Consider the following 22163-nt stretch of genomic DNA (forward strand, 5'->3'; position numbering starts at 1 on the left):
ACAACGGCAAAAACCACGGGATCACTCACGTTATCCCGTGGCCCCGAATCGGGATCTGCCGCGCTGTCAGTCCTCCAGCGCTCGCACCCGCTCCAGGCGCTGCTGTTCTTCGGGCTGGGCCGACGACTGCAGGGTGAAGTCGAAGTCGATCTCGGCGAAACGCCCGCTGACCCCATGCTGCGCCGCACGCTGCTGATCGTCGCTGAAGGTGATCTTGGCGATCAGTTCGTCACGGGTGGCGTAGGCGAAATCATCGTGCAGGTATTCGTCGCCATCGAGATTGATCTGGGTGGTCAGGTGACGGTGGTCATCGGCCGAGATGAAGAAGTGGATATGCGCCGGACGCTGGCCGTGGCGGCCCAACTGGTCGAGCAACTGCTGGGTCGGACCGTCCGGTGGGCAGCCGTAGCCCGAAGGCACGATGCTGCGAAAACGGTAGCGGCCTTCGGCATCGGTGACGATGCGCCGACGCAGGTTGAACTCGGACTGGGTGGTGTCGAAGTAGGAATAGGTGCCGCCGGTGTTGGCGTGCCAGACATCGACAATGGCCCCGGCCAGCGGTTCGCCGGCGGTGTTGCGCACCTGGCCCTGCATGAACAGCACCACACCCGGATCGACGCCATCGTCGAGGCGCGCTTCACCCTGGCTCAGCGGCGCGCCGGCCACGTACAGCGGGCCTTCGATGGTGCGCGGGGTGCCGCCGGTCTTGCCGGCCTGTTCGTCGGCGGCGTCCATCAGCAGGTCCAGGTAGTGCTCCAGGCCCAGGCCGGCCACCAGCAGCCCGGCTTCCTGGCGCGCGCCGAGCACGTTGAGGTAGTTGACCGCCTTCCAGAACTCTTCCGGGGTCACATCGAGGTCCTCGATGATGTTCACCGTGTCACGCAGGATGCGGTACACCAGGGCCTTGGTGCGTGGGTTGCCCTGATCGTTGAACTGGCCGCTGACTTCTTCGAGAAATTTCTGGGCGCTGGCAGTGTGGGAAATTCGGACGTTCATGGTTATTCCTCATCTTGTATTTATTAGAGTGTGGAGCAGGCTGGCGCGGGCTCAGCGGTCATCCGCACGAATGGACGAAGGATGCCTGCACAGCGCGTTCACTTCGATAGCCATGTACGGGTACAGCGGCAGTTGCATCAGCAGGTCGTGCAGTTCCTGCACGCTGTCGACGTCGAACACGCTGTAGTTGGCATACAGGCCGGCGATGCGCCACAGGTGCCGCCACTTGCCCTGCTCTTGCAGGCGCTGGGCCAGGGCCTTTTCGTCGGCCTTGAGCTGGGCGGCGCGCTCGGGGTTCATGTCGACCGGCAGGTTCACGGTCATTTTGACGTGGAACAGCATGGTGCTCTCCTTAAGACGTGATGAATGGCAGTTCAGGCTTGGTCGCGGCGGAAGAACGCCAGGCGCTCCTCGTCCAGGCTCAGGCCGAGGCCCGGCGCCCGGGATACGTGCAGCTGGAAATCGCGGTACAGCGGCGGCTCGGCGAGGATGTCCTCGGTCAGCAGCAGCGGGCCGAACAGTTCGGTGTCCCAGCTCAAGGTATTGAGGGTCAGGAAGGCATGGGCCGACGCCAGGGTGCCGATACCGCCTTCGAGCATGGTGCCGCCGTACAGGCCGATACCCGCCGCCTCGGCGATCGCCGCGGTGCGCAGTACCGCGCGCGGGCCGCCGTTCTTGGCGATCTTCAGGGCGAACACCGAGGCCGCGCCTTCGCGGGCCAGGTTGAAGGCGTCTTCCACGCATTCGATGGATTCGTCGGCCATGATCGGCGCCGGGCTGATGGCGTTCAGGCGCACCATGCCGGCGCGGTTGTTGCGCGAGATCGGCTGTTCGATCAGGTCGATGCCGTTGCCGCCCAGCACCCGGCAGGCACGCACCGCCACCGCTTCGTCCCAGGCCTGGTTGACGTCGACACGCACGCTGGCGCGGTCGCCCAGGGCCTTCTTGATCGCGATCACATGGGCCAGGTCGCGGTCCACCTCGCCGGCGCCGATCTTCAGCTTGAAGATGCGGTGGCGGCGCAGGTCGAGCATCTTTTCCGCTTCGGCGATGTCCTTGGCGGTGTCGCCGCTGGCCAGGGTCCAGGCCACTGGCAAGGCGTCGCGCACCCGGCCGCCGAGCAGTTCGCTGACCGGCAGCCCCAGGCGTTTGCCCTGGGCGTCGAGCAAGGCGCTTTCGATGCCGGATTTGGCGAAGGTGTTGCCGCGAATGCTGCGCTCCAGGCGCTGCATGGCGGCATTAATATTGGCGCCGTCCTGGCCGAGCAGCAGCGGCGTGAAGAAGCGGTCGATATTGGTCTTGATGCTGTCCGGGCTTTCATTGCCATAGGCCAGGCCGCCGATGGTGGTGGCTTCGCCCAGGCCTTCGATGCCGTCGGCGCAGCGCAGGCGGATCAGCACCAGGGTCTGGTTCTGCATGGTGTGCATCGCCAGCTTGTGCGGGCGGATGGTGGGCAGATCGACAATGATCGTTTCGATCGATTCAATGGCACTTGAAAGCATTTCCATACCCATCAGGTTCTTGAAGTTATGGAACCGATTCTCGTACGGCTTTTTCCGGGGTTCCAATATAGAATTGGTCTGGCTCGATACCTTGAAGGTATCCAACCTTTGCCCGCGGAGGCCTTATGGAACTGCGTCATCTGCGTTACTTCCAGGTGCTGGGCCAGACCCTCAACTTCACCAAGGCCGCCGAGCGCCTGCACATCGCCCAGCCGCCCCTGAGCCGGCAGATCCAGCAACTGGAAGAAGAACTCGGGGTGTTGTTGCTGGAGCGCGGCCGGCCCTTGCGCCTGACCGAAGCCGGGCGCTTTTTCTATGAGCATTCCAGCGTGCTGCTGGAGCAGTTGGCCAAGGTCTGCGACAACACCCGGCGCATCGGCCACGGCGAAAAGACCTGGCTCGGCATCGGCTTTGCCCCCTCGACCCTGTACGGCCTGCTGCCGGAACTGATCCGCCGCCTGCGCAGCCACGAGACCCTGGCCCTGGAACTGGGGCTGTCGGAAATGACCACCCTGCAACAGGTGGAAGCGCTCAAGGCCGGGCGCATCGATATCGGCTTCGGGCGGATCCGCATCGACGACCCGGCCATCGTGCAGAAGGTGCAGACCGAGGATCGCCTGGTGGCCGCCCTGCCCGCCGGCCATCCGCTGATCGGCCAGCCGGTGAGCCTCGCGCAACTGGCCGACGAGCCTTTCGTGCTCTACCCCGGCAACCCGCGCCCGAGCTACGCCGACCATGTGATCGCGCTGTTCAACACCCACGGCCTGAACATCCGCATCGTGCAGTGGACCAACGAACTGCAGACCGCCATCGGCCTGGTGGGCGCCGGCATCGGCATCACCCTGGTGCCGGCCTCGGTGCAATTGCTGCACCGCGACGACATCGGCTTCAGCCCGCTGCTGGAAGCCAACGCCACCTCGCCGATCATCATCAGCCGGCGGGTCGGCGACGTGTCGGCGGGGCTCAGCCACTGCTTGCGGATGATCGACGAACTGCGCGCCGAACACCCCGACGCCTGACTCCTCGCGCGCAGCCGACTCGCGGTTGCGCCCACCTCCCCTTACCGCAAAAAAGCGCACCTGCAGAAAAGGGATACAGGTCTGCAGGCAATGGATAGCACCCGCCCCACACCCGCCCCTAGCCTGCCGGGCAGTGAACTGCTTTCCATAACAATAAGAGTAAAAGCAATGAAACCTGCAAAGACCCTCGCCGCGCTGGGCACCAGCGCGGTGTGCCTGAGCGCGCCCCAGCCGCTGCTGGCCGCAGAAGGCGGTTTTATCAAGGACGCCACCGCCACCCTCCAGGCCCGCAACTACTTCTTCAGCCGCGACTATTCGGATATCCGCGGCACCGAGCAGTCCATGGCCCAGGAATGGGCCCAGGGTTTTATCCTCAACCTCAAGTCCGGCTACACCCCCGGCACCCTAGGCCTAGGCCTGGATGCCATCGGCACCCTGGGGCTCAAGCTCGACAGCGGCAAGGGCCGGGTCAACAGCGGCCTACTGCCGGTGCAGGAGGATGGCGAAGCCGCCGACAACTACAGCCGCCTCGGCCTGGCACTGAAACTGCGCCTGGCAAAAAGCGAGCTGCGCATCGGCGAACTGCAACCCAACCTGCCGGTACTCAGCTTCAGCGACATCCGCCTGCTGCCGCCGTCCTACCAGGGCGCGAGCATCGTCTCCAACGACATCGACGGCCTGACCCTGCAAGGCGGCCGCCTGCGCTCCACCAGCCTGCGCAACGAATCCGGCGACGGCAAACTGCAAGCCATGCTCGGCCACGTACCGAAACGCGCCGTCAGCAGCGACGCCTTCAACTACGCCGGCGCCGACTACGCCTTCAACGACAAACGCAGCAGCCTCAGCGCCTGGTACGGCCAGCTGGAAGACATCTACCACCAGCGCTTCCTCGGCCTGAAACACAGCCAGCCGCTGGGCAACTGGATACTCGGCGCCAACCTCGGCTACTACGACAGCGAAGAAGACGGCAAACAGCTGCTCGGCGCCATCGACAACCAGGCCTTCTTCTCCCTGCTATCGGCCAAGCGCAGTGGCCACACCTTTTATGTCGGCTACCAGGGCATGTTCGGCGACAGCGCCTTTCCCCGGGTCTTCGCCAACATCACCCCGCTGGGCAACGAAGTGCCCACCTACGAGTTCGCCTACACCGACGAACGCTCCTGGCAACTGCGCTACGACTACGACTTCGCCGCCCGCGGCCTGCCCGGCCTGACCAGCACCGTGCGTTACATCCGCGGCGACAACGTCGACACCGGCAAGGGTTATGAAGGCAAGGACTGGGAGCGCGACCTGGATATCGGTTACGTGATCCAGTCCGGCCCGTTGGGCGGGCTGGGGATCAAGGTGCGCAATGTGCTGGCGCGCTCGAATTATCGGACCGATATCAATGAGAACCGGTTGTTGCTGAGTTATAGCTGGAAGTTGTTTTAAGGCAGGGTGGCGAGCGCGATATGGGATATCGCGCTCGGCCAGTTCTTTACCCATCATTGTGTAATGTACGGGTCCTGTATCTTGATAAAGTCGTCGAGTGCCTTGGAGTTATAGATATCGAGGCAGGCATAAAACACGACTTTCTTATCCGTATATTTGCTACTGGCTTGGGTTTTCTCATACATGGAGAATACAAAATTCGTCGTTGCATCATAAGGATTATGCAGAGTCTCCAGGGTATCTTCATTCTGAAGAATGGTGTGCATACCACTCCCCATGAAGGAATAGGCGCCAATAGCCGACTCTATATCGCTCTTCACATCGGACTCATTTTTGAACTGATTAACGATGCAATAGCCAAGGCCGTAATTCTTCAACGACTGCCGGGCCGCTGTAATATCGCCCCCAGCATAGGCAACACTCCCCATGTTGCCGGCAATCAACAGCCATACCGCTAAAATCCGTTTCATCCTTTCAGTTCCTAATAGTTGCTCTTCCAGTGATGCCGAGAATCATGTGCAATCCAAAGTAGTAGCTACCTCATGAATTATTAATTCCAGTTAAAAGTCGATCAGAATAATTCAAAGGCCATCAGAGACATCGCCTTAACTGGTATCTGCTACCAGCAAACTCTTGGTATAACGCTGTACCCAAGCGGCGATGGAACCTGAGCCGGGTCCGATACGCCTTAACAGCTAGCAAAAACCTGGAATATTACTTCAAAAATAAGGACGCTCCCCATGATCGACTTCAACAACAAAGGCTTCTTCAAGCTCAAGCAAAACGACGAATACGCCGAGCGGGTCAGCGACCTGCTGCTGGAAGGCGAGCAGGTGATCGATGCCTATAAAGCCATGCGCGACGGCGTGGTGTTTACCAACAAGCGCATCATCGCGGTCAACGTGCAGGGCATCACCGGCAGCAAAAAGGATTTCACCTCCCTGCCCTACAAAAACATCGTTGCCTACTCGGTGGAAACCTCCGGCACCTTCGACCTGGACTCCGAGCTGGAGATCTACTTTTCATCGCTGGGCCAGGTGAAGTTCGAGTTCACCGGCAAGACTTCGATGGTGGAAATCTCGAAGCACATTTCCAGGCACCTGCTGGGCTAAGGCTCTCCGTTATCAATCGGCGCTCAGCCCCCACAGCACCTCCAGCACATGCTGGGTCGAGCGCTCCACGTCGCCGTCCCGATGGGCAATGCCCAGCTGGCGCCACAGCGGCGGCTGCAACGGGCGCATGGCGATCCGGGTGTCGGGCAGCGGCGTGGCGGCTTCGTGGGGCAGCAAGGTGGCGCCATAACCGGCGGCCACCAGGCTCTTGATCGCGTCGTTGTAGTTGAGCTGGATGCGCGCCGTGGGCTGCTGGCCGCCCAGGGCGAACCATTCCGAAGTCAGGCGCGACAACCGGGTGCTGTGGTCGTTGAGGATCAGCGGCTGGGCGGCCAGCCATTGCGGCGTCACCGGATCGGGGCATTGCCAGCGGGCCGGCAGGAAAGCCATGACCGGGTCCTTGCGCCAGGGCTCGATGCGCAAACCCTTGACCGGGGTTTGCGGCAAGGCCACCAGGCCAATATCCAGCGAACCTTCGGCGAGCTTCTTCAAACTCTCCTGGGAGGTCAGTACCGCCACCTGCAGGTCGATGCCCGGATGGCGTTGGCCAAGGGTTTCCAGGGCCTGGGGCAGCAATTGGGCAATGGCCCCGGTGGACGCCCCCAGGCGCACCCGCCCGGCCAGGCCCAGCACCTGGCGCTGCACATCCTCCAGCGCCTGCTCGGCATCGGCCAACAGCCGCCGCGCCCGTTCCACCAGGGTTTCGCCAATGGCCGACGGCTGCACCCGACCGCGGGTGCGCGACAACAGCGAGCCGCCCACCCGCGCCTCCAGGTCGGCGATATGCAGGCTGACCGTGGGCGGCGCCAGGTTCAGCGCGCGGGCCGCTTCGGCAAAGGACCCCAGGTCGACAATCGCCACCAGGGTGCGCAGCCGGTCGAGGCTGATCTCACGCATGGCCTGCTCCAGATTCAGAAAAACTGAATCTTAGCGTTATTAAATTCAACTTTCTCTATTTCAGCTTCAGCCGGAAGATTTGCCCAATCTATTCCCGCTTGCGAGCACACAGCATGAGCACACCCCTCGTATTTATCGACGGCGACCAGGGCACCACCGGGTTGCAGATCCACCAGCGCCTGCAAGGCCGCAGCGACCTGCACCTGCTGACCCTCGCCGCCGACCAGCGCAAAGACCCGCAACGTCGCGCCGAAGCCATCAACGCCTGCGACATCGCCCTGCTCTGCCTGCCCGACGCCGCCGCCCGCGACGCCGTCGCCAGCATCCGCAACCCGGCCGTGCGGGTGATCGACGCCAGCTCGGCGCACCGCACCCACCCCCACTGGACCTATGGCTTCGCGCAAATGCACCCGCAACAGGCACAGCGCATCGCCACCTCCAAACGGGTGAGCAACCCCGGCTGCTACCCCACTGGCGCCATCGGCCTGCTGCGCCCCTTGCTGCAAGCCGGACTGCTGCCGAAGGACTACCCGATCAGCATCAACGCCATCTCCGGTTACTCCGGTGGCGGCCGCGCTGCGGTCGAAGCCCACGAAAGCCCGAATGCTTCCCAAGCCGCCCCTTTCCAGGTCTATGGCCTGGGTCTGGCCCACAAGCATGTGCCGGAAATCCAGCAACACAGTGGCCTGAGCGAACGGCCGCTGTTCGTCCCGGCCTACGGTGCGTTTCGCCAGGGCATTGTGCTGACCATTCCTCTACAGCTGCGCCTGCTCGCGCCCGGCGTGGATGCCGCGCGCATTCATGCCTGCCTGGAACAGCACTACGTCGGCAGCGGTTGTGTGCAGGTGATGTCGCTTCGGCAGGCACAAGAACTCACGGGGCTTGATCCGCGGGCGCTGAACGATACCGACGCTATGCGCTTGATGGTGTTCGAGGGTGAGGGCCAGGTGTTGCTGGCGGCGGTGTTCGACAACCTGGGCAAAGGCGCGGCAGGGGCGGCGGTGGAGAATCTGGATCTGATGCTGGCCGCGCTGGGCTGAAGGGACTGCCTGCGCATTGCAACGGGTCAGATACAGCCTGGCTGGGTGCAACCCTTTGGCAACTGAGAGAAAGCCCCACCCGACCGGGCAGGGCTTTCAACGTGCTGGCGATCCTCCTGAGGCCCCGCCGAAAAGGCTAGCGAACCCAGCGCCGCCCTGGCCTCCCGGCGCGACGCTCAAGCCTTCGCCTTGGTCATTTGTCGTCCCTCTTCGTCGCCGACGGCGAAGGGTATTCGCTGCTCTCTTCGGCGTTGGGCGCTTCGGGCAGGCTTCCCGGCGTGAACATATGGGTCTGCAAATCGCTGGCATCGATGCCGGCGACGCCGTGTACCCCACGGGTCAGGCTGACAGCCTGCTCACACTGTTTATGGGTGTTGAGCCGACCGCTCAAGGTAACCATGCCGGCATGGGTTTTGACATGGATAGGCAAACCACGGGTCGATTCGGCAAAGGTCAGGGCCGACCTCACCTTGGTGGTGACCCATGCATCGTGAACGGCCATTTCCAGACCATGGGAGTAATGCTGGAAGGAATGAAGTTTCATGGCGGGTCCCTCTCGTGTCATCAGTTGGGCGTCCCGTCCCATTGGTTGGACTGCCCTCTGCCAGGCGGGTGAGCTTGCTGGGTAACCGATGGGCGTAGCGGTACTCGCCGGGCAGATGGGGTGCTTGTTAATTATAGTTCGGCGGTTGGCGGGGCTTGGTGCGCGGGGGTTCTGGTCGTCCGATGGCCCTTTTGTGAATGGTGGTTTTCGGCGAACTTGCCATTTGCTGGGAGCCGGTGACGCAGCAAGCATCGTTTCAATTGCAATGAAGCACTTCTCGTTACTGCTCCAGCAGCAAACTGCGCCAGATGATCGTCGGCTTTTCTGCAGGCGCGACTTTCGGTGGCAACGGCTCCTGTGTGGGCATGGTGGGCGGCGACTCTGGTTCAGGCGCGGGAGCCTGATACTGGGTGGCGTCTAGGTTATCTACCGACATGTTTTGTAGTGCGCTATTTGATTGTGACGGTGACTTTGCCTTTTGACCTGCCCTGCTCGACGTACCACAACGCCTCTGCAATCGATTCAAAAGGGAAGGAACGATCGATGACCGGTTTGATGACGCCAGCCTCGATAAGCGAGGTGATTTTCTGCAGTTGCATCCCGTCGGCGCGCATAAACAAAAAGGTATAGTTCACCCCGTGCTTGCGGGCTTTTCTGCGAATACCGCTGCTCAGCAGGCGCATGACTTGCCCCAGCACCCAGGACAAACCTTGCTCTTGGGCAAATTGCGCGGTCGGCGGCCCCGAAAGGGAAATGAGCTGTCCGCCAGCCTTGAGAACCTTGAGCGAGTTCTCCAGTACATCGGCGCCTAGGCTGTTCAACACCACGTCGAAATCACGTAACTCGTTTGCAAAATCCTGCTGTTTGTAATCGATGACCACATCCGCCCCGAGTGCTTTCACCCATTCGACATTCGCCGTGCTGGTGGTGGTCGCAACGAAGGCACCGAGGTGTTTGGCGAGCTGGATGGCAAGCGTGCCGACACCGCCGGATCCGGCATGAATCAACACCTTCTGGCCTTTTTTCACCTGGGCGGTCTCAACCAGCGCCTGCCAGGCCGTCAAGGCGGCCAAGGGAATGGAAGCCGCTTCGGCCATATCGAGATTCGAGGGTTTCAGCGCGAGCGCGCTTTCGTTCACGGCGATCAGTTCGGCAAAGGTGCCGATCCGGGCCTCGGGAGGACGGGCATAGACTTCGTCTCCTGGCTTGAATCGCTTCACCGCCGATCCCGTGCGAACGACAACTCCGGCCAGGTCGTTGCCCAATACCAATGGAAAGGTATAGGGCAGGATCAACTTGAACTCCCCCGTTCTGATCTTTGAGTCCAACGGGTTCACGCTCGTTGCATGCACCTGGATCAGAACGTCATGCACACCGACCGCTGGGTCGGGCACTTCGCCAAGCACTCCGTCCTGCTTGCCGTAGCGGTCGATAAAAAATGCCTTCATGTTGCAGATACTCTTGTCGGTGAAGTGAGAATGGGCGCGGCCACGGCAACCTTGATGCGATTAGACGTGCAGGCCGTCAGGCGTCGAGGAACGCCACGGCCTTGGCCACGAAATCGGTGTGGTACTGGAAAATGCTGCCGTGCCCGGCGTCCTGATAAATGATCAGTTGCGCGTTGGGGATTCGCTGCGCCAGCTCGATCGAGTTCACGGTGGGCACCATGATGTCGTTGTCACCGTTGGCGATCAGGGTCGGCATCCGCAGGCGACCGAGATCTTGCGAGGCCTGCCTGCCCCACGCGGTAATGGCTTTGAACTGCCGTAGAAACGCGCGGGGTGTCGGGCCTTTGTCCCGATCTTCCTGGCGCTCTTTCAAACGTTGCAGATACTCGGACGCGGCGCGTTGGCCATTGGCCGTGCTGGTAAAGAACAGATAGAACTTGGGGTCTCGCAGCGTCAGCAAACCTTTGATCATCAAGGGCCAGGTCACCGAACCGAGGCTGTCGATGCCTGTGCCACCGGCCGGTCCGGTTCCGGTGAGGATCAATCTGCGCACTCGTTCGGGAGCTTTCAGGGCGATGTCTTGAGCGACGAAGCCGCCGAGTGAAAAACCGAGCACGTCAACCTGGTCAAAACCCAGCGCACGAATCAGGCCGATTGCATCGTCAGCCATCTCACCGACGGTCAATGGCGCGGCGCCACCCGAGCCACCGATACCGCGGTAATCGGTCGCGATGACACGCCGGTTTTTTGCCAGACCGTCGACGATGCGGGGGTCAAAGTTATCCAGCACAGCCCCCCAATGGTTAAACATGACCAGCGGGACCTCCGTCTTGGGTCCCAGGTCACGATAGGCGAAAGGTATCCCGCCAATCAGAACCGACTGGTTCACCGCGTTGATAAATGACGGCTGCGAAGCCGGGTGATTGCGGGTAGCCATGGGGGTCATGTTTATTCCCTCCGATTGCGGGGCAAGGCCGACCTGTTCGACAGGGTTCAGACCTGAGTCAAATAGCGTTGCGCCACGGCGGATTGCCTGATCTGCGACAAAAGCCCCTGGCGCGCGGCTTGCAAGGCATCCCAGCGCTCACCTTCTTGCAACGGAGGAATGGTCACCGGTTCGCGACGGTCGAAGCCAACCAGTGCGGCATCGACCAGGTCACCCACTTCCATGATTTCGCTCAAGGTGTTGATGTCGATACCGGCGCGATCCCAAATCTCCGTGCGGGTGGCGGCGGGCAGTACGGCTTGCACATAAACACCCTGCGGCGACAGCTCCAGGCTCAGGCCTTGGGAAAGGAATAGCACAAACGCCTTGGTCGCCCCGTAGACCGACATGCCGAACTCCGGCGCCAGCCCCACCACCGAACCGATGTTGATGATCGCGCCTTCACCTGCCTTGGCCAGGCGTGGCGCGATGGCGCTGGCAAGCCGCACCAGCGCGGTGGTGTTGAGGGCCACCAGTTGTGCAACGCTGTCGGTGCTTTGCTCGATGAAGTGGCCGGACTGTGCGGCGCCGGCATTGTTGACGAGGATGCCGATGCGCTCGTCATCCCGCAGGCGTGCTTCGACGATGTGCAGGTCGCTGAGTTGAGTCAGGTCGGCCGGAAGCACTTCAATGGCGACGTTGTGTTCGCCACGCAACGTTGCGGCGAGCGTCTCGAGGCGCGAGTGGTCGCGGGCGACCAACACCAGAGCATGCCCGCGTTGGGCGAAACGCTCGGCGTAAACCGCGCCGATGCCGGTGGAAGCGCCAGTGATGAGAACGGTGGGGCGAGTCGTCATGATGTCAGCTCTTTTTCGGGAACATGAATTGGGATTGATGCACGAGTAAAACCAGGCTCGATCGGCCAGTGCCTAGTTCGCGGCAGCGCTTGATTCGGCAAGCGTCGGATAGTCGATGTATCCCGCCGCACCGCCGCCGTAGAGCGTGGTGGGGTCGAAGGCGGACAGTGGCGCACCGGTCTTGAGCCGCTCCACCAGATCAGGGTTACCGATAAATGGACGGCCAAAGGCGATCAGGTCAGCCTTGTCATGCGCAAGGCGTGCCGTGGCCAGGTCCAGGTCATAGCCGTTGTTGGCGATGTAAGTGTTCTTGAAGCGCCGGCGCAAGGCATCGAAATCAAAGGGCGCCACATCGCGTGGCCCACCGGTCGCGCCTTCGACGACGTGCAGATAAACGATGTCCAGAGCATTGAGTTGCTCGACGATGTAATCGAACTGAGCCTGTGGATCACTGCTCGATATGCCATTGGCCGGCGAGACAGGCGAAAGGCGGATGCCCGTGCGATCAGCGCCAATTTCGGCGACCACGGCGGCCGTCACTTCCAGCAGCAGGCGCGCACGGTTGGCGATCGAGCCGCCGTACGCATCCGTACGCAGGTTGGAGCCGTCCTTGATGAACTGGTCCAGCAAATAGCCGTTTGCACCATGGATTTCCACGCCGTCGAAGCCTGCCGCAATGGCGTTTGCCGCCGCTTGGCGGAAATCGTCGACGATGCCCGGCAGTTCGTCAGTCTCCAGCGCTCGCGGCTCGGAAACGTCCTCGAAACGATTGTTGACGAACACCTTGGTCGCAGGACGAAGCGCGGAAGGGGCTACCGGCGCCGCGCCGTGCTGTTGCAGATCCACGTGGGATACGCGGCCCACATGCCACAACTGCAGGAAAATTCTCCCGCCCTTGGCGTGCACGGCATCGGTCACCTTGCGCCATCCCTCTATCTGCGGCTGCGTGTAAATGCCCGGGGTGTCCTGATAGCCCTGCCCCTGCTGCGAGATCTGCGAGGCTTCGGAAATCAGCAAGCCCGCGCTGGCCCTCTGGCTGTAATAGGCAGCCGCGAACTCACTCGGCACAAAGCCTTTGCCTGCGCGATTGCGCGTCAGTGGCGCGAGAACCACGCGGTTCGCCAGCGTCAGCGCGCCAAGCGTGTAAGGGGTAAACAGATTCAGGTCGCTCATGGGTGTTTGTTCCGTGCCCGTGGGGAAATGGTCAGGTCGCTTTCGATTAGGATGATGATCGAAATCCAAACTGTCAACGATTTTGATTATGGTCAACATCTATGTATCATCAGCCGATGAATTTCCAGCGGTAGCGAGGTATTTCCCATGCGAGTGTCCAAGGCTCAGGCCCAGCTAAATCGGGAGCACATCGTCGAAACGGCCTCAGTCATGTTTCGCGAGCGCGGTTTTGACGGTGTCGGCGTGGCCGACTTGATGGCCGCCGCCGGTTTCACCCATGGCGGTTTCTACAAACACTTCGGTTCGAAGGCGGACCTGATGGCCGAAGCCTCGGCTAACAGCCTTGCGCAGTCACTTGCCAGCGCCGAAGAATTGAGCGTGAAGGACTTCATCGATGTGTATGTGTCCAGGGATCATCGCGATGGGCGCGCCACGGGTTGCACCATGGCGGCGTTGTGCGGTGACGCGGCGCGTCAGTCGGACGATTTGAAGTCGGCATTCGCCGAAGGCATCGAGCGCACATTGCAAACGCTCGGCGAAAAATACCCGACCGGGCCGGATGCGGCGCCGGGTGAAGCGAGGGTGAAAATGATCGACCTGCTGGCGCGCGCGGTCGGGGCGATCATCTTGTCGCGCGCCTGTCCTGACGACTCGGCGCTGGCCGATGAAATCCTGGCGGTGTGTCACGCACAAATGACCGAATCATTACCTAGCCAATCGCAGATTCAGTCGTAGAGGAGATAGATGGATGTCGCACAACACGTGCTGACTCGCTTTCATTTCGTCGTTGGCCGAGACGAACGAATGCCCGCTTCTGGCCGAAAGCATCCTTCCAGCCAATAAAACGCCACTCATCACCTGCGATAAACGGCGTTTTTTCCTGGTTCACGTAAAAGAGCTTCAAATCAAAACCAACTCACCGCCCTGTTCACCATATTGGCGCACGCCAGCCCAATATGACGAAGCGCCTGGACGACCGCCCAGGCCAAGCTGCCCGGAGCAATCAAATGCTTATCCGCCCGCGTGGTCGTTGCCACCGTGCGCGGCGATGAACATGGCGACGGCCGACCGGCAATAGGATTCGATTTCGTTATCGTCCTCGGCTCTCGCCTCATCGAAGCGCGCGATAATCAGAAGATCGGACCCTTTGAAAAGCGCGGCAAACAAGCGAGCTGACCGTAGAGGATCGGGCACGTTCAGAACCGCCTTCGCGTGCAACTGACGCAACAGGGCCTCGATTTGGGCGATGACATAGGCGGGGCCAGCTTCGTATTGGCGCTTGCTTAACGACTTTTGATTGGTCTTGTCGGCCATGATCATGGCTTCGACACTGCGCACGTCCGGGCTCAACAGCGTGCGAAGCAGGGTTGATCCCACCGCCATGAGCTGATCTTCGGCCGAACCGTCGACGCCTTCAAAAAGGGCCTGAGGTGCAAACTGCTGGCAGTGGGCCGCGATGGCCGCGCTGAACAGCGCCTCCTTGTTCTCGAAGTGCCGATAGATGCTTAGCTTGGATATCTTCGCCCGCTTGGCGACCTTATCCATGGTCGTCGCTTGAAAACCCAATTCCACAAAAAGTTCGCACGCGGCGTCGGCTATCGTTTGGCCAAGCGCCTCGTTGGCGGGCCGGCCGCGCCGGCTCTGGCTGTTTTCGCTCATAAAAATTCCAGTACTTGACAGTATTCTAATTCTTGAATTAGGGTACTCCAAAGTATCTTAAGTGTGCAAGCCGATTCCCTTCATCCACAGCCCGGAGCCCATCACCATGAATGACGTCATCATCATCGGCGGCAGTTTTGCCGGTCTTGCCGCCGCCTTGCAGCTCGGCCGTGCCCGGCGCAAGGTCACCGTTCTCGACACCGGCCTGCCGCGCAATCGCTTCGCCGACCACTCGCATGGCCTGCTCGGCCACGACCACAAGCCACCGCTGGAGATCCTGGCCGAGGCGCGGCAGCAGCTGGCGCGCTATCCCACGGTCAGGCTGGCCACTGCGCGGGCCGAGAGCATCTCCGGCGTCATCGACGATTTCTCCGTCCTCACTGGCGATGGCGAAAGCCTCAGGGCGCGCCGCCTGATCCTGAGCTATGGCGTCGCCGACCAGATGCCTGAAGTTCCCGGCTTTGCCGAAGGCTGGGGCTCCTCCATCGTGCCCTGCCCCTATTGCGACGGCTTTGAAGTTGCCGGCCGGCATTGGGGCCTCGTCTGGTCCGGCCCGCCCTCGCACAACTACGTCAGGCTGTACCACGACTGGACCGACACATTGACGGTCTTCGCCAATGGTCACGACATTCCACCCGACATCCGGGCCGATCTGACGCGCCGCGGCATCCCTGTCGTCGATGGCCGACTCACCGAAATCGACCATGACGAGAGCCATAACGCCACCGTCAGGCTCGACGCCGGCCCCTCTGTCGCGGTCGACATCCTGTTCGCCCATCCGCGCAACAAGCCGTCCGCACGCCTGCATGAATCGCTGGGCCTCGACACGGTCGATACACCCCTGGGCATCGCCCTCAAGGTCGACGAGCGCCGCGAAACCAGCATGCCTGGCATCTACGCTGCCGGCGACCTGGCAAACCCCCTCATGGCATCGGTCACCACGGCATCATGGCAAGGCGCGATGGCGGGTATCTTCGCCCAGCAGTCGATGCTGGTTTGAGAGCACAGATTCCCTTCTCCGGTTGCGTCGTCGCCTTCGCAGAGGTTGGCGCGGTGAAGCACGGATCGTCGAGTTTGACGCAATGGTAGGGAGCGGTTGTCTTTCGCTAGTTAAGAACGAATCAAAACGAGGAGATGTCATGGCAGGTCGAATGCAAACGGGTGGGCAAGTCCGTGTAGCTACCCACCCTCTACCTGACTAACTCCCGGCGTCGCCTGTGGGCCCGCTGGCGATCAGGCTGGCGCCACAGGCGGTTTTCATTCCATGGAGCGCCACGGGAACACCGCCGACATCCAGCAAGGCACTGCCCTCGGCAATAGGAAACACACCTTTGCATAGAGGGCAGGTGACCTTGTGCCCGACCCCGGCCATGGGTTTGCCGTTCAGGTCGGTCTGGTTGAACGCTTCGATCACGGTTCCACCGTGACTGGTGGAATCGCCGAGTCGGATGATGTCCATGTCTGCTCCTTTTCCGTTGTACTCACAAACACTCCTCTCTCCTTGGGCCTTGCGCCCTCCGAAGGATAAATATTCAGGAACCTGCTGTATTACCGTCATGCGAAGACACCGGGCGCAGGCGGACGGAGCCGATGATGGTGTCCCAGAACGCCAGCGCTTCTTTGTCTGATTTGAATGGCGGCGCTGGCAGCCTGCCGTTGCTGTCGGGGCTACGTTGAAGTACACCAAGCGCGGCTGAAATGTTTGGCTCGGTAATCGAGTCATCTTTGCCTTGAGCTTCCCAGGCGAACGTATAGATGCGTTGCCCCTTGTCAGTACTGGCCAACAGGTATTCGTCGGCAGGAACCGCGCCGCCACGCTCCTTTTTGCGCAGGGTCTCGATCCCCAGCACCGTCCTGGCGGCATCTGCGAGGAAACCACTCACCCGATCCAGCAGACGGTTCTCTTCTGCTCCGGTGCTGGAGGTGAATTCGAAGTGGGCGCCGGGGTGATCCGGGAAAGTCACGCCGATATCGAAACGTTCGCTCTGGAAGTGGTTGCCTGCGATATAGCCACGATCAATGCAAAAACCCGGCTCGGTGGGAATTTCACTGGGTTCGCGAGAGCGAAGATCGCGTACCAGGTTCTTCGCGACCTCAATGCCACGAGGCTCGCGATCTGGCTCCATCTCAATCCTCCAGTAATAAGGCTGCCACACAGGTTCTGAAACAGCATAGGCGTACAGGTAATACGACTCGATACTGGCATCGGAAGCCCAAGACAGGATCCCGGTTGAGCCTTTGCCCAGATCATACCGGCGCACAAACATGCTTCCCTTCGTATCATGCTGCTGCCGTTTAAGCTCCTGCTCGTGCTGATCGATCCTGGACGTGAATGCAGCGAGATCGTCCCTTAGTGGCTCAATAACCTGCCCACGCAAGTAATACCCCGCTCTGACTTCCGCTTGGGGCGGCAAATCGATCAGGAATCTGCCCAAGCAATGGGTGATCCATCCGGTCTTGTCCATGGAAGAGTTCCGAGAAGAGGAAAATGATGTGCAACTGGTGATACTGGTCAAGGCGACCATGCCAAGAACAGTGAAGAGCTGACGCAGGCGCATCATGAACCTCCTGCCCAGTCAGCATGCTGGGCAATCTTGATAACGCCATAGAGAGTGGCCCATTGGGCACGTTTGTCGTTGTAGCTTTTTTGATATTCGTAGCCTTTGTCGGTGTTGTACTGCCCGACGCCCTTGCCGCCCTGGCGGAAGCTGGCCTTGATGCCGGCTCTGCCGGGGGCCAGTCCGGAGTCGGTGGGAACGGTCCCGTCCCCACCGCTGCCAGATGACTCCTGTGTCACGGCAAACCGTAGCGGACCTTCGACCACAGCAGGCAGGCCACGGCGGAACCAACCGTTGTAACTGCCGTTCTCATCATCCTTGACGGCAGCAACCTATTTGTAAAAATGCACGAGGGTCAACTCCGCACTCACACCGTTTGCATGTTCTCGACGCCCGATCTGATGGGCCTGTGGCCGCCACATCAGGCGTCCAAATCAGGCTTGCCACCATACCCAAAGAGACGAAGGTATAGGGGTAGGAATTATCCAAAATTGCCGTAAGGAAAACCTGATCCTGATCAGATCAAATGCACTTGAGCAGTCAGAGAAAGGACAGGTCATCGACACCTATCAAGAGATGGATATCCCCCGTTCTGTCCCAATGAGCCCAGGCAATCTCCACCCCGCGAACAGTCACCGCTACCTTCCCCTCGGACAAAAAAACGCCTCCACACTGGGAGGCGTCAGCAACTTTCAAAAACACCGAATGGTTTATGAGGCGCCTACCTCCGGCCTGGTGCCCCCGACCTGAACCATCGGGTCGAGAGCCCTGTTTCCAGACCTCAAGGCGCTTCCCCTCACCTCAGATCAAACCGATCCAGATTCATCACCTTGACCCAGGCCGCGACAAAGTCCTGCACGAACTGCCCCTGCCCATCCGCGCTGGCATAGACCTCGGCCAATGCCCGCAACTGGGCGTTGGAGCCGAAGACCAGGTCGACGCGGGTGCCGGTCCATTTGACCTGGCCGGTCTTGCGGTCGCGGGCTTCGAACTCTTGTTGGGCGTCGGAGACAGGTTTCCATTCCACGCCCATGTCCAGCAGGTTGACGAAGAAGTCGTTGGTCAGCGCGCCCGGCCGTGTGGTGAAGACGCCGTGGGGGGTGTGGCCGACGTTGATGTCGAGCACGCGCAGGCCGCCGATCAGCACCGTCATTTGGGGGGCGGTGAGCGTCAGCAGTTGCGCCTTGTCGATCAGCAGCGCTTCGGCCGGTACCGCGTAGCGGGTCTTGAGGTAGTTGCGAAAGCCATCGGCGATGGGTTCGAGGTAGCCGAACGACTCGACGTCCGTCTGCTCCTGGCTAGCGTCCATGCGCCCTGGGGAAAACGGCACGCTGATGTCGAGGCCGGCGTTTTTCGCGGCCTGTTCGATGCCGGCGCTACCGCCGAGCACGATCAGGTCGGCCAGGGAGACTTTCTTGCCACCGGATTGCGCACTGTTGAAATCCTTCTGGACCCCTTCGAGGGTCGCCAGCACCTTGGCCAGTTGCTCGGGCTGGTTGGCCGGCCAGTCCTTTTGCGGGGCCAGGCGCAGGCGCCCGCCGTTGGCGCCGCCGCGTTTGTCGGAGCCACGGAAGCTGGAAGCCGCCGCCCAGGCGGTGGACACCAGTTGCGACACCGACAGGCCCGAGGCCAGCAATTTGGCCTTGAGTGCGGCGATATCGCTGTCGTTGACCAGGGCATGATCCACCGCGGGGATCGGGTCTTGCCACAGCAGTTCTTCGTGGGGCAGTTCCGGGCCCAGGTAGCGCGAGAGCGGGCCCATGTCGCGGTGGATCAGCTTGAACCAGGCGCGGGCGAAGGCGTCGGCCAGCTGATCGGGGTTCGCCAGGAAGCGTCGCGAGATCGGCTCGTAGATCGGGTCGAAGCGCAGCGCCAGGTCGGTGGTCAGCATGGTCGGGTTGCGCCGCTTGGAGGGGTCGTGGGCATCGGGGATGATGCCGGCGCCGGCGCCACCTTTGGGCGTCCACTGGTGCGCGCCCGCCGGGCTCTTGGTCAGCTCCCACTCGAAGCCGAACAGGTTTTCCAGGTAGTTGTTGCTCCAGCGGGTGGGCGTGGTGGTCCAGGTCACTTCCAGGCCGCTGGTGATGGTGTCGGCGCCCTTGCCACTGCCGAAGGTGCTCTTCCAGCCCAGGCCCTGCAGTTCCAGGCCGGCGGCTTCAGGTTCGGCGCCGACATTGTCGGCGGGGCCGGCGCCGTGGGTCTTGCCGAAGGCGTGGCCGCCGGCGATCAGGGCCACGGTTTCTTCGTCGTTCATCGCCATGCGGGCGAAGGTTTCGCGGATATCTACCCCGGCGGCCACCGGGTCCGGGTTGCCCTCGGGGCCTTCGGGGTTCACATAGATCAGGCCCATCTGCACCGCGGCCAGGGGGTTTTCCAGGTTGCGCCCCTGGTCGGTGCGGCTTTCTTCATTGCCAGGCTCGGCCACCAATTGGCCCTCGCCGGGTTCTTGCATGGCGGCTTTATCCGGTTTGCCATAGCGGGTGTCGCCGCCCAGCCATTTGTTTTCCGAGCCCCAATAGACGTCTTCGTCCGGCTCCCAGGCGTCCGGGCGACCGCCGGAAAAACCGAAGGTCTTGAAGCCCATGGATTCCAGGGCGACGTTGCCGGTGAGCACGATCAGGTCGGCCCAGGAGATGTTGCGGCCGTACTTCTGTTTGATCGGCCACAGCAGCCGGCGCGCCTTGTCGAGGCTGACGTTGTCCGGCCAGCTGTTGAGCGGCGCGAAACGCTGCTGGCCGGAACCGGCGCCGCCACGGCCGTCACCGACGCGGTAGGTCCCGGCGCTGTGCCAGGCCATGCGGATAAACAGCGGCCCATAGTGGCCGAAGTCGGCGGGCCACCAGTCCTGGGAGTCGGTCATCAGCGCATGCAGGTCTTGTTTCAGGGCCTGGAAATCCAGGCGCTTGAAGGCTTCGGCATAGTTGAAGTCCTCGCCCATGGGGTCGGACAGGGACGAGTGCTGGTGCAGGATCTTCAGGTTCAGTTGGTTCGGCCACCAGTCGCGGTTGGTTACCCCACCGCCGGCGGCATGGTTGAACGGGCATTTCGATTCGTTTGCCATGAGGAGCTACCTTTGGTCGTATTCATCCAGCTATCCGCCCCGGATGGGCACGAAATAGCGACAGGCGAAAGCAATGACATAGGTTGCGGGGCTCACAGTTCGCTCAACTGATGGGTGTGGCCACAGGGCATGTTGCAGAGCGGCAAGCGAGTTGCCAGGACGGTGGCCCACGGTAAGCCCAGTACGCTTCTGACTCGTTCTTCGTTATCTCTTGATCAGGTCTCATCCGGCCGGCTCACGCCAGCGCTGAATTAAGGCTAGACCCTCTGTGGCGGATCGCTAATAGCCGGACTATTGGTTGTTGATAGGGACAAACTTTTACCCGGGGCCCAAGGCCGAAGCCAATGATAGGGACAGCCCCGCGGGGGCTCTGACGGCTTTTGCGACTGATGCCCCGCCTTTTTCGTCCGCCCGACGCGTACAGAGCACGGGAGAAGACCATGAACCAGCGCCCGCGTTGCACGGCCATCCACGAAGCCGGCCACGCCCTGGCCTTCTGGTGGAACGGTCAACCGATCGCCCGCATTACCGTGCGCACCAGGGCCGAAGCCGACGCGGGTCCGATGCTCGATCTGCGCGGCAACCCGCGCTATGTAGAGGGGTTGGTGGAAGCCGATTACCTGGTCCCGCGCCCCGCCTTCGACGCCCCGGGGATCGCCGAATACCTGCCATCGATGATCGAGGCCATCGAGCGCGACCTGCTGCATTGCTTTGCCGGCCCGGTGGCCGAAGCGATCTACCGCCATGGCCGATCCGACAGGCTGATAAGAGGCAGCGGCCGCGGCGACCTGAGCCGCGCTCATGAGCTGATCAGCCTGCTGCCACCGCGCAAGCTGCTCGACGCCGAATCCCGGGCCCTGGCCCGCGCCAGTTGCCTGGTGCATCGCTACTGGCCGGCGGTCGGCGCGGTGGCGGACCTGCTGCAAGAGCGCGGCATGGTCGAGGGGGAAGCCATCACGGCGCTGTTATGCGCGATCAACGGCGAGTCGCCGACGCCCCTCGGTAACGATCTGGCGAGCCTCGACCCGTGACGGCGTGGCGTTGAACCGCGCCGGCTTGCGCGATCCGTGAAGTCAGCCAGACTGTCTGCCAATCACCCGCCTGGCCCGGGCGGTTTTCATCGCCATTGCCCCACCGAGATCACCATGTCGCAGTACCCAGGCGTCGACGCCGAAGGTTTTATCCAGTCCCTGCCCGACCAGCCGTTGCAACCGGCATTCAGCCCTCTGGTGGATGAGCTGTGCGCGATGCTCTCGCGGCGTTTTCCGGCGCTGCTCGATGGCCTGTACCTGTACGGCAGCGTGGCCCGTGGCGACGCGCGGCCGGGCACCTCCGACCTGGATGTGACCCTGGTCCTGGCCTGGGCACCGAGCCCCGCGGAGCGTCAGCGGCTGGAGCAGACTCGGCAAGCGCTGGAAGCGCGGCACCCGGAAGTGTCGAAGATCGATTTCGATATCGGCGTGCTCAGCGAGGTGCTGGCGCCCGACAATCGCTACCGCTGGGGTTTCTGGCTCAAGCATCAGTGCCGCTGCATCTGGGGCAATGACCTGGGGCTGCGCTTCGAGCCTTTCCGCCCGAGCCGGACCATCGCCCTGGCACTGAATGGCGACTTCCCCCAAGTGCTGGAAGGCTACGCTCAGCAGCTGGAACAAAGCCGCGAACCGTTGCAGCAGCAACGCCTGCAACGGGCTGCGGCGCGCAAGGCGCTACGTTCGGCCAACCTGCTGCGCGGCGAACAGGAACGCGGCTGGCCGACCACCCTGGAGGAGCATGCGCAACTGCTGACGGCGGCCGAACCAGGGATGGCCGAGTACGCCGCGTTCTTCCTCAAGCAGGCCTATGTTCCCCAGGGTTCGGTGAGTGAGTTCGTGCGGCGGTTGCGGGCTTACAGCGCGTTGCTGGCAGGGGAAAACGCGGGGTGATACCTCACCTGCCCTGGCT

The 22163-nt window shown here is 61.8% G+C and carries 23 protein-coding genes; 8 read left to right on the forward strand and 15 right to left on the reverse strand.

Going from position 1 to position 22163, the window contains the following annotated elements:
- Positions 1 to 66: 66 nt before the first annotated feature.
- The 3 genes from catA to CXQ81_RS22190 are packed head-to-tail and all read right to left on the reverse strand — an operon-like array spanning position 67 to position 2498.
- The gene (catA, locus tag CXQ81_RS22180; protein ID WP_101338564.1) at positions 67 to 996 is read right to left on the reverse strand and encodes a catechol 1,2-dioxygenase; all 930 of its coding nucleotides are present in this window, start codon (positions 994 to 996) and stop codon (positions 67 to 69) included.
- 51 nt (positions 997 to 1047) lie between these two features.
- Positions 1048 to 1338 (reverse strand): muconolactone Delta-isomerase, encoded by a 291-nt coding sequence (gene catC / locus CXQ81_RS22185; protein ID WP_007922462.1) that lies wholly within the window; start codon positions 1336 to 1338, stop codon positions 1048 to 1050.
- A gap of 32 nt (positions 1339 to 1370) precedes the next feature.
- Positions 1371 to 2498, reverse strand: coding sequence for a muconate cycloisomerase family protein (locus tag CXQ81_RS22190; protein ID WP_162805241.1), 1128 nt, complete (start codon positions 2496 to 2498; stop codon positions 1371 to 1373).
- Between the two features lie 125 nt (positions 2499 to 2623).
- Between CXQ81_RS22190 and CXQ81_RS22195 the strand changes: the two genes are divergently transcribed.
- Entirely contained in the window at positions 2624 to 3517 is an 894-nt protein-coding gene (locus tag CXQ81_RS22195; protein WP_023964142.1) for a LysR family transcriptional regulator, read from the forward strand.
- 168 nt (positions 3518 to 3685) lie between these two features.
- Positions 3686 to 4948 (forward strand): OprD family porin, encoded by a 1263-nt coding sequence (locus CXQ81_RS22200; RefSeq protein ID WP_101338565.1) that lies wholly within the window; start codon positions 3686 to 3688, stop codon positions 4946 to 4948.
- Between the two features lie 53 nt (positions 4949 to 5001).
- On the opposite strand, the gene CXQ81_RS22205 is transcribed toward CXQ81_RS22200, so the two are convergent.
- Positions 5002 to 5418 (reverse strand): hypothetical protein, encoded by a 417-nt coding sequence (locus CXQ81_RS22205; RefSeq protein ID WP_101338566.1) that lies wholly within the window; start codon positions 5416 to 5418, stop codon positions 5002 to 5004.
- Positions 5419 to 5688: 270 nt separating this feature from the next.
- Here CXQ81_RS22205 and CXQ81_RS22210 point away from each other — a divergent pair, with 270 nt between their 5' ends.
- Positions 5689 to 6060: a PH domain-containing protein gene (locus CXQ81_RS22210; protein ID WP_009044741.1), complete on the forward strand. Its 372-nt coding sequence runs from the start codon at positions 5689 to 5691 to the stop codon at positions 6058 to 6060.
- A gap of 12 nt (positions 6061 to 6072) precedes the next feature.
- Here the strand turns inward: CXQ81_RS22210 and CXQ81_RS22215 are convergent, their stop codons facing one another.
- Positions 6073 to 6957 (reverse strand): LysR family transcriptional regulator, encoded by an 885-nt coding sequence (locus CXQ81_RS22215; RefSeq protein ID WP_087091721.1) that lies wholly within the window; start codon positions 6955 to 6957, stop codon positions 6073 to 6075.
- Between the two features lie 113 nt (positions 6958 to 7070).
- Here CXQ81_RS22215 and argC point away from each other — a divergent pair, with 113 nt between their 5' ends.
- Positions 7071 to 7997 (forward strand): N-acetyl-gamma-glutamyl-phosphate reductase, encoded by a 927-nt coding sequence (argC, locus tag CXQ81_RS22220; RefSeq protein WP_101338567.1) that lies wholly within the window; start codon positions 7071 to 7073, stop codon positions 7995 to 7997.
- A gap of 193 nt (positions 7998 to 8190) precedes the next feature.
- Here the strand turns inward: argC and CXQ81_RS22225 are convergent, their stop codons facing one another.
- From CXQ81_RS22225 to CXQ81_RS22245, 5 genes are all read right to left on the reverse strand, one after another.
- Positions 8191 to 8541, reverse strand: coding sequence for a BON domain-containing protein (locus tag CXQ81_RS22225; protein WP_101338568.1), 351 nt, complete (start codon positions 8539 to 8541; stop codon positions 8191 to 8193).
- Between the two features lie 449 nt (positions 8542 to 8990).
- On the reverse strand, positions 8991 to 9989 hold the full coding sequence (locus CXQ81_RS22230) for an NADP-dependent oxidoreductase (RefSeq protein ID WP_101338569.1): 999 nt from the start codon (positions 9987 to 9989) through the stop codon (positions 8991 to 8993).
- A 76-nt stretch (positions 9990 to 10065) separates the two neighbouring features.
- Positions 10066 to 10935: an alpha/beta fold hydrolase gene (locus CXQ81_RS22235; RefSeq protein ID WP_101338570.1), complete on the reverse strand. Its 870-nt coding sequence runs from the start codon at positions 10933 to 10935 to the stop codon at positions 10066 to 10068.
- Positions 10936 to 10982: 47 nt separating this feature from the next.
- Positions 10983 to 11771 carry an SDR family oxidoreductase gene (locus CXQ81_RS22240; RefSeq protein ID WP_101338571.1) on the reverse strand — a complete coding sequence of 263 codons (789 nt, stop codon included), beginning with the start codon at positions 11769 to 11771 and terminating at the stop codon, positions 10983 to 10985.
- A 72-nt stretch (positions 11772 to 11843) separates the two neighbouring features.
- Positions 11844 to 12944: an alkene reductase gene (locus tag CXQ81_RS22245; protein ID WP_009044751.1), complete on the reverse strand. Its 1101-nt coding sequence runs from the start codon at positions 12942 to 12944 to the stop codon at positions 11844 to 11846.
- Positions 12945 to 13091: 147 nt separating this feature from the next.
- On the opposite strand from CXQ81_RS22245, the gene CXQ81_RS22250 reads away from it, so the two are divergent.
- Positions 13092 to 13679, forward strand: coding sequence for a TetR/AcrR family transcriptional regulator (locus CXQ81_RS22250; RefSeq protein ID WP_101338572.1), 588 nt, complete (start codon positions 13092 to 13094; stop codon positions 13677 to 13679).
- A gap of 276 nt (positions 13680 to 13955) precedes the next feature.
- Here the strand turns inward: CXQ81_RS22250 and CXQ81_RS22255 are convergent, their stop codons facing one another.
- Complete coding sequence (locus CXQ81_RS22255) at positions 13956 to 14603, reverse strand: TetR/AcrR family transcriptional regulator (RefSeq protein WP_009044753.1); 648 nt, start codon at positions 14601 to 14603, stop codon at positions 13956 to 13958.
- 106 nt (positions 14604 to 14709) lie between these two features.
- Between CXQ81_RS22255 and CXQ81_RS22260 the strand changes: the two genes are divergently transcribed.
- Positions 14710 to 15603, forward strand: a complete 894-nt coding sequence (locus CXQ81_RS22260) for an NAD(P)/FAD-dependent oxidoreductase (RefSeq protein WP_101339464.1) — start codon at positions 14710 to 14712, stop codon at positions 15601 to 15603.
- A gap of 198 nt (positions 15604 to 15801) precedes the next feature.
- Here CXQ81_RS22260 and CXQ81_RS22265 read toward each other — a convergent pair whose 3' ends face one another.
- The 4 genes from CXQ81_RS22265 to katG form a co-directional block, all read right to left on the reverse strand.
- Positions 15802 to 16062, reverse strand: coding sequence for a PAAR domain-containing protein (locus CXQ81_RS22265; protein ID WP_101338573.1), 261 nt, complete (start codon positions 16060 to 16062; stop codon positions 15802 to 15804).
- Positions 16063 to 16135: 73 nt separating this feature from the next.
- The gene (locus CXQ81_RS31110; RefSeq protein ID WP_256593412.1) at positions 16136 to 17161 is read right to left on the reverse strand and encodes a T6SS immunity protein Tli4 family protein; all 1026 of its coding nucleotides are present in this window, start codon (positions 17159 to 17161) and stop codon (positions 16136 to 16138) included.
- On the reverse strand, positions 17161 to 17427 hold the full coding sequence (locus CXQ81_RS22275; RefSeq protein ID WP_178081082.1) for a hypothetical protein: 267 nt from the start codon (positions 17425 to 17427) through the stop codon (positions 17161 to 17163). The genes CXQ81_RS31110 and CXQ81_RS22275 overlap by 1 nt, the downstream gene beginning before the upstream one ends.
- 530 nt (positions 17428 to 17957) lie before the next feature.
- Positions 17958 to 20222, reverse strand: a complete 2265-nt coding sequence (katG, locus tag CXQ81_RS22280) for a catalase/peroxidase HPI (protein WP_101338574.1) — start codon at positions 20220 to 20222, stop codon at positions 17958 to 17960.
- 440 nt (positions 20223 to 20662) lie between these two features.
- Here katG and CXQ81_RS22285 point away from each other — a divergent pair, with 440 nt between their 5' ends.
- The gene (locus CXQ81_RS22285; protein WP_101338575.1) at positions 20663 to 21253 is read left to right on the forward strand and encodes a hypothetical protein; all 591 of its coding nucleotides are present in this window, start codon (positions 20663 to 20665) and stop codon (positions 21251 to 21253) included.
- 114 nt (positions 21254 to 21367) lie between these two features.
- Positions 21368 to 22144, forward strand: coding sequence for a nucleotidyltransferase domain-containing protein (locus CXQ81_RS22290; RefSeq protein ID WP_101338576.1), 777 nt, complete (start codon positions 21368 to 21370; stop codon positions 22142 to 22144).
- Positions 22145 to 22163 lie beyond the last annotated feature (19 nt).

The sequence above is a fragment of the Pseudomonas sp. 09C 129 genome, assembly GCF_002843625.1.
GTDB lineage: Bacteria > Pseudomonadota > Gammaproteobacteria > Pseudomonadales > Pseudomonadaceae > Aquipseudomonas > Aquipseudomonas chlororaphis.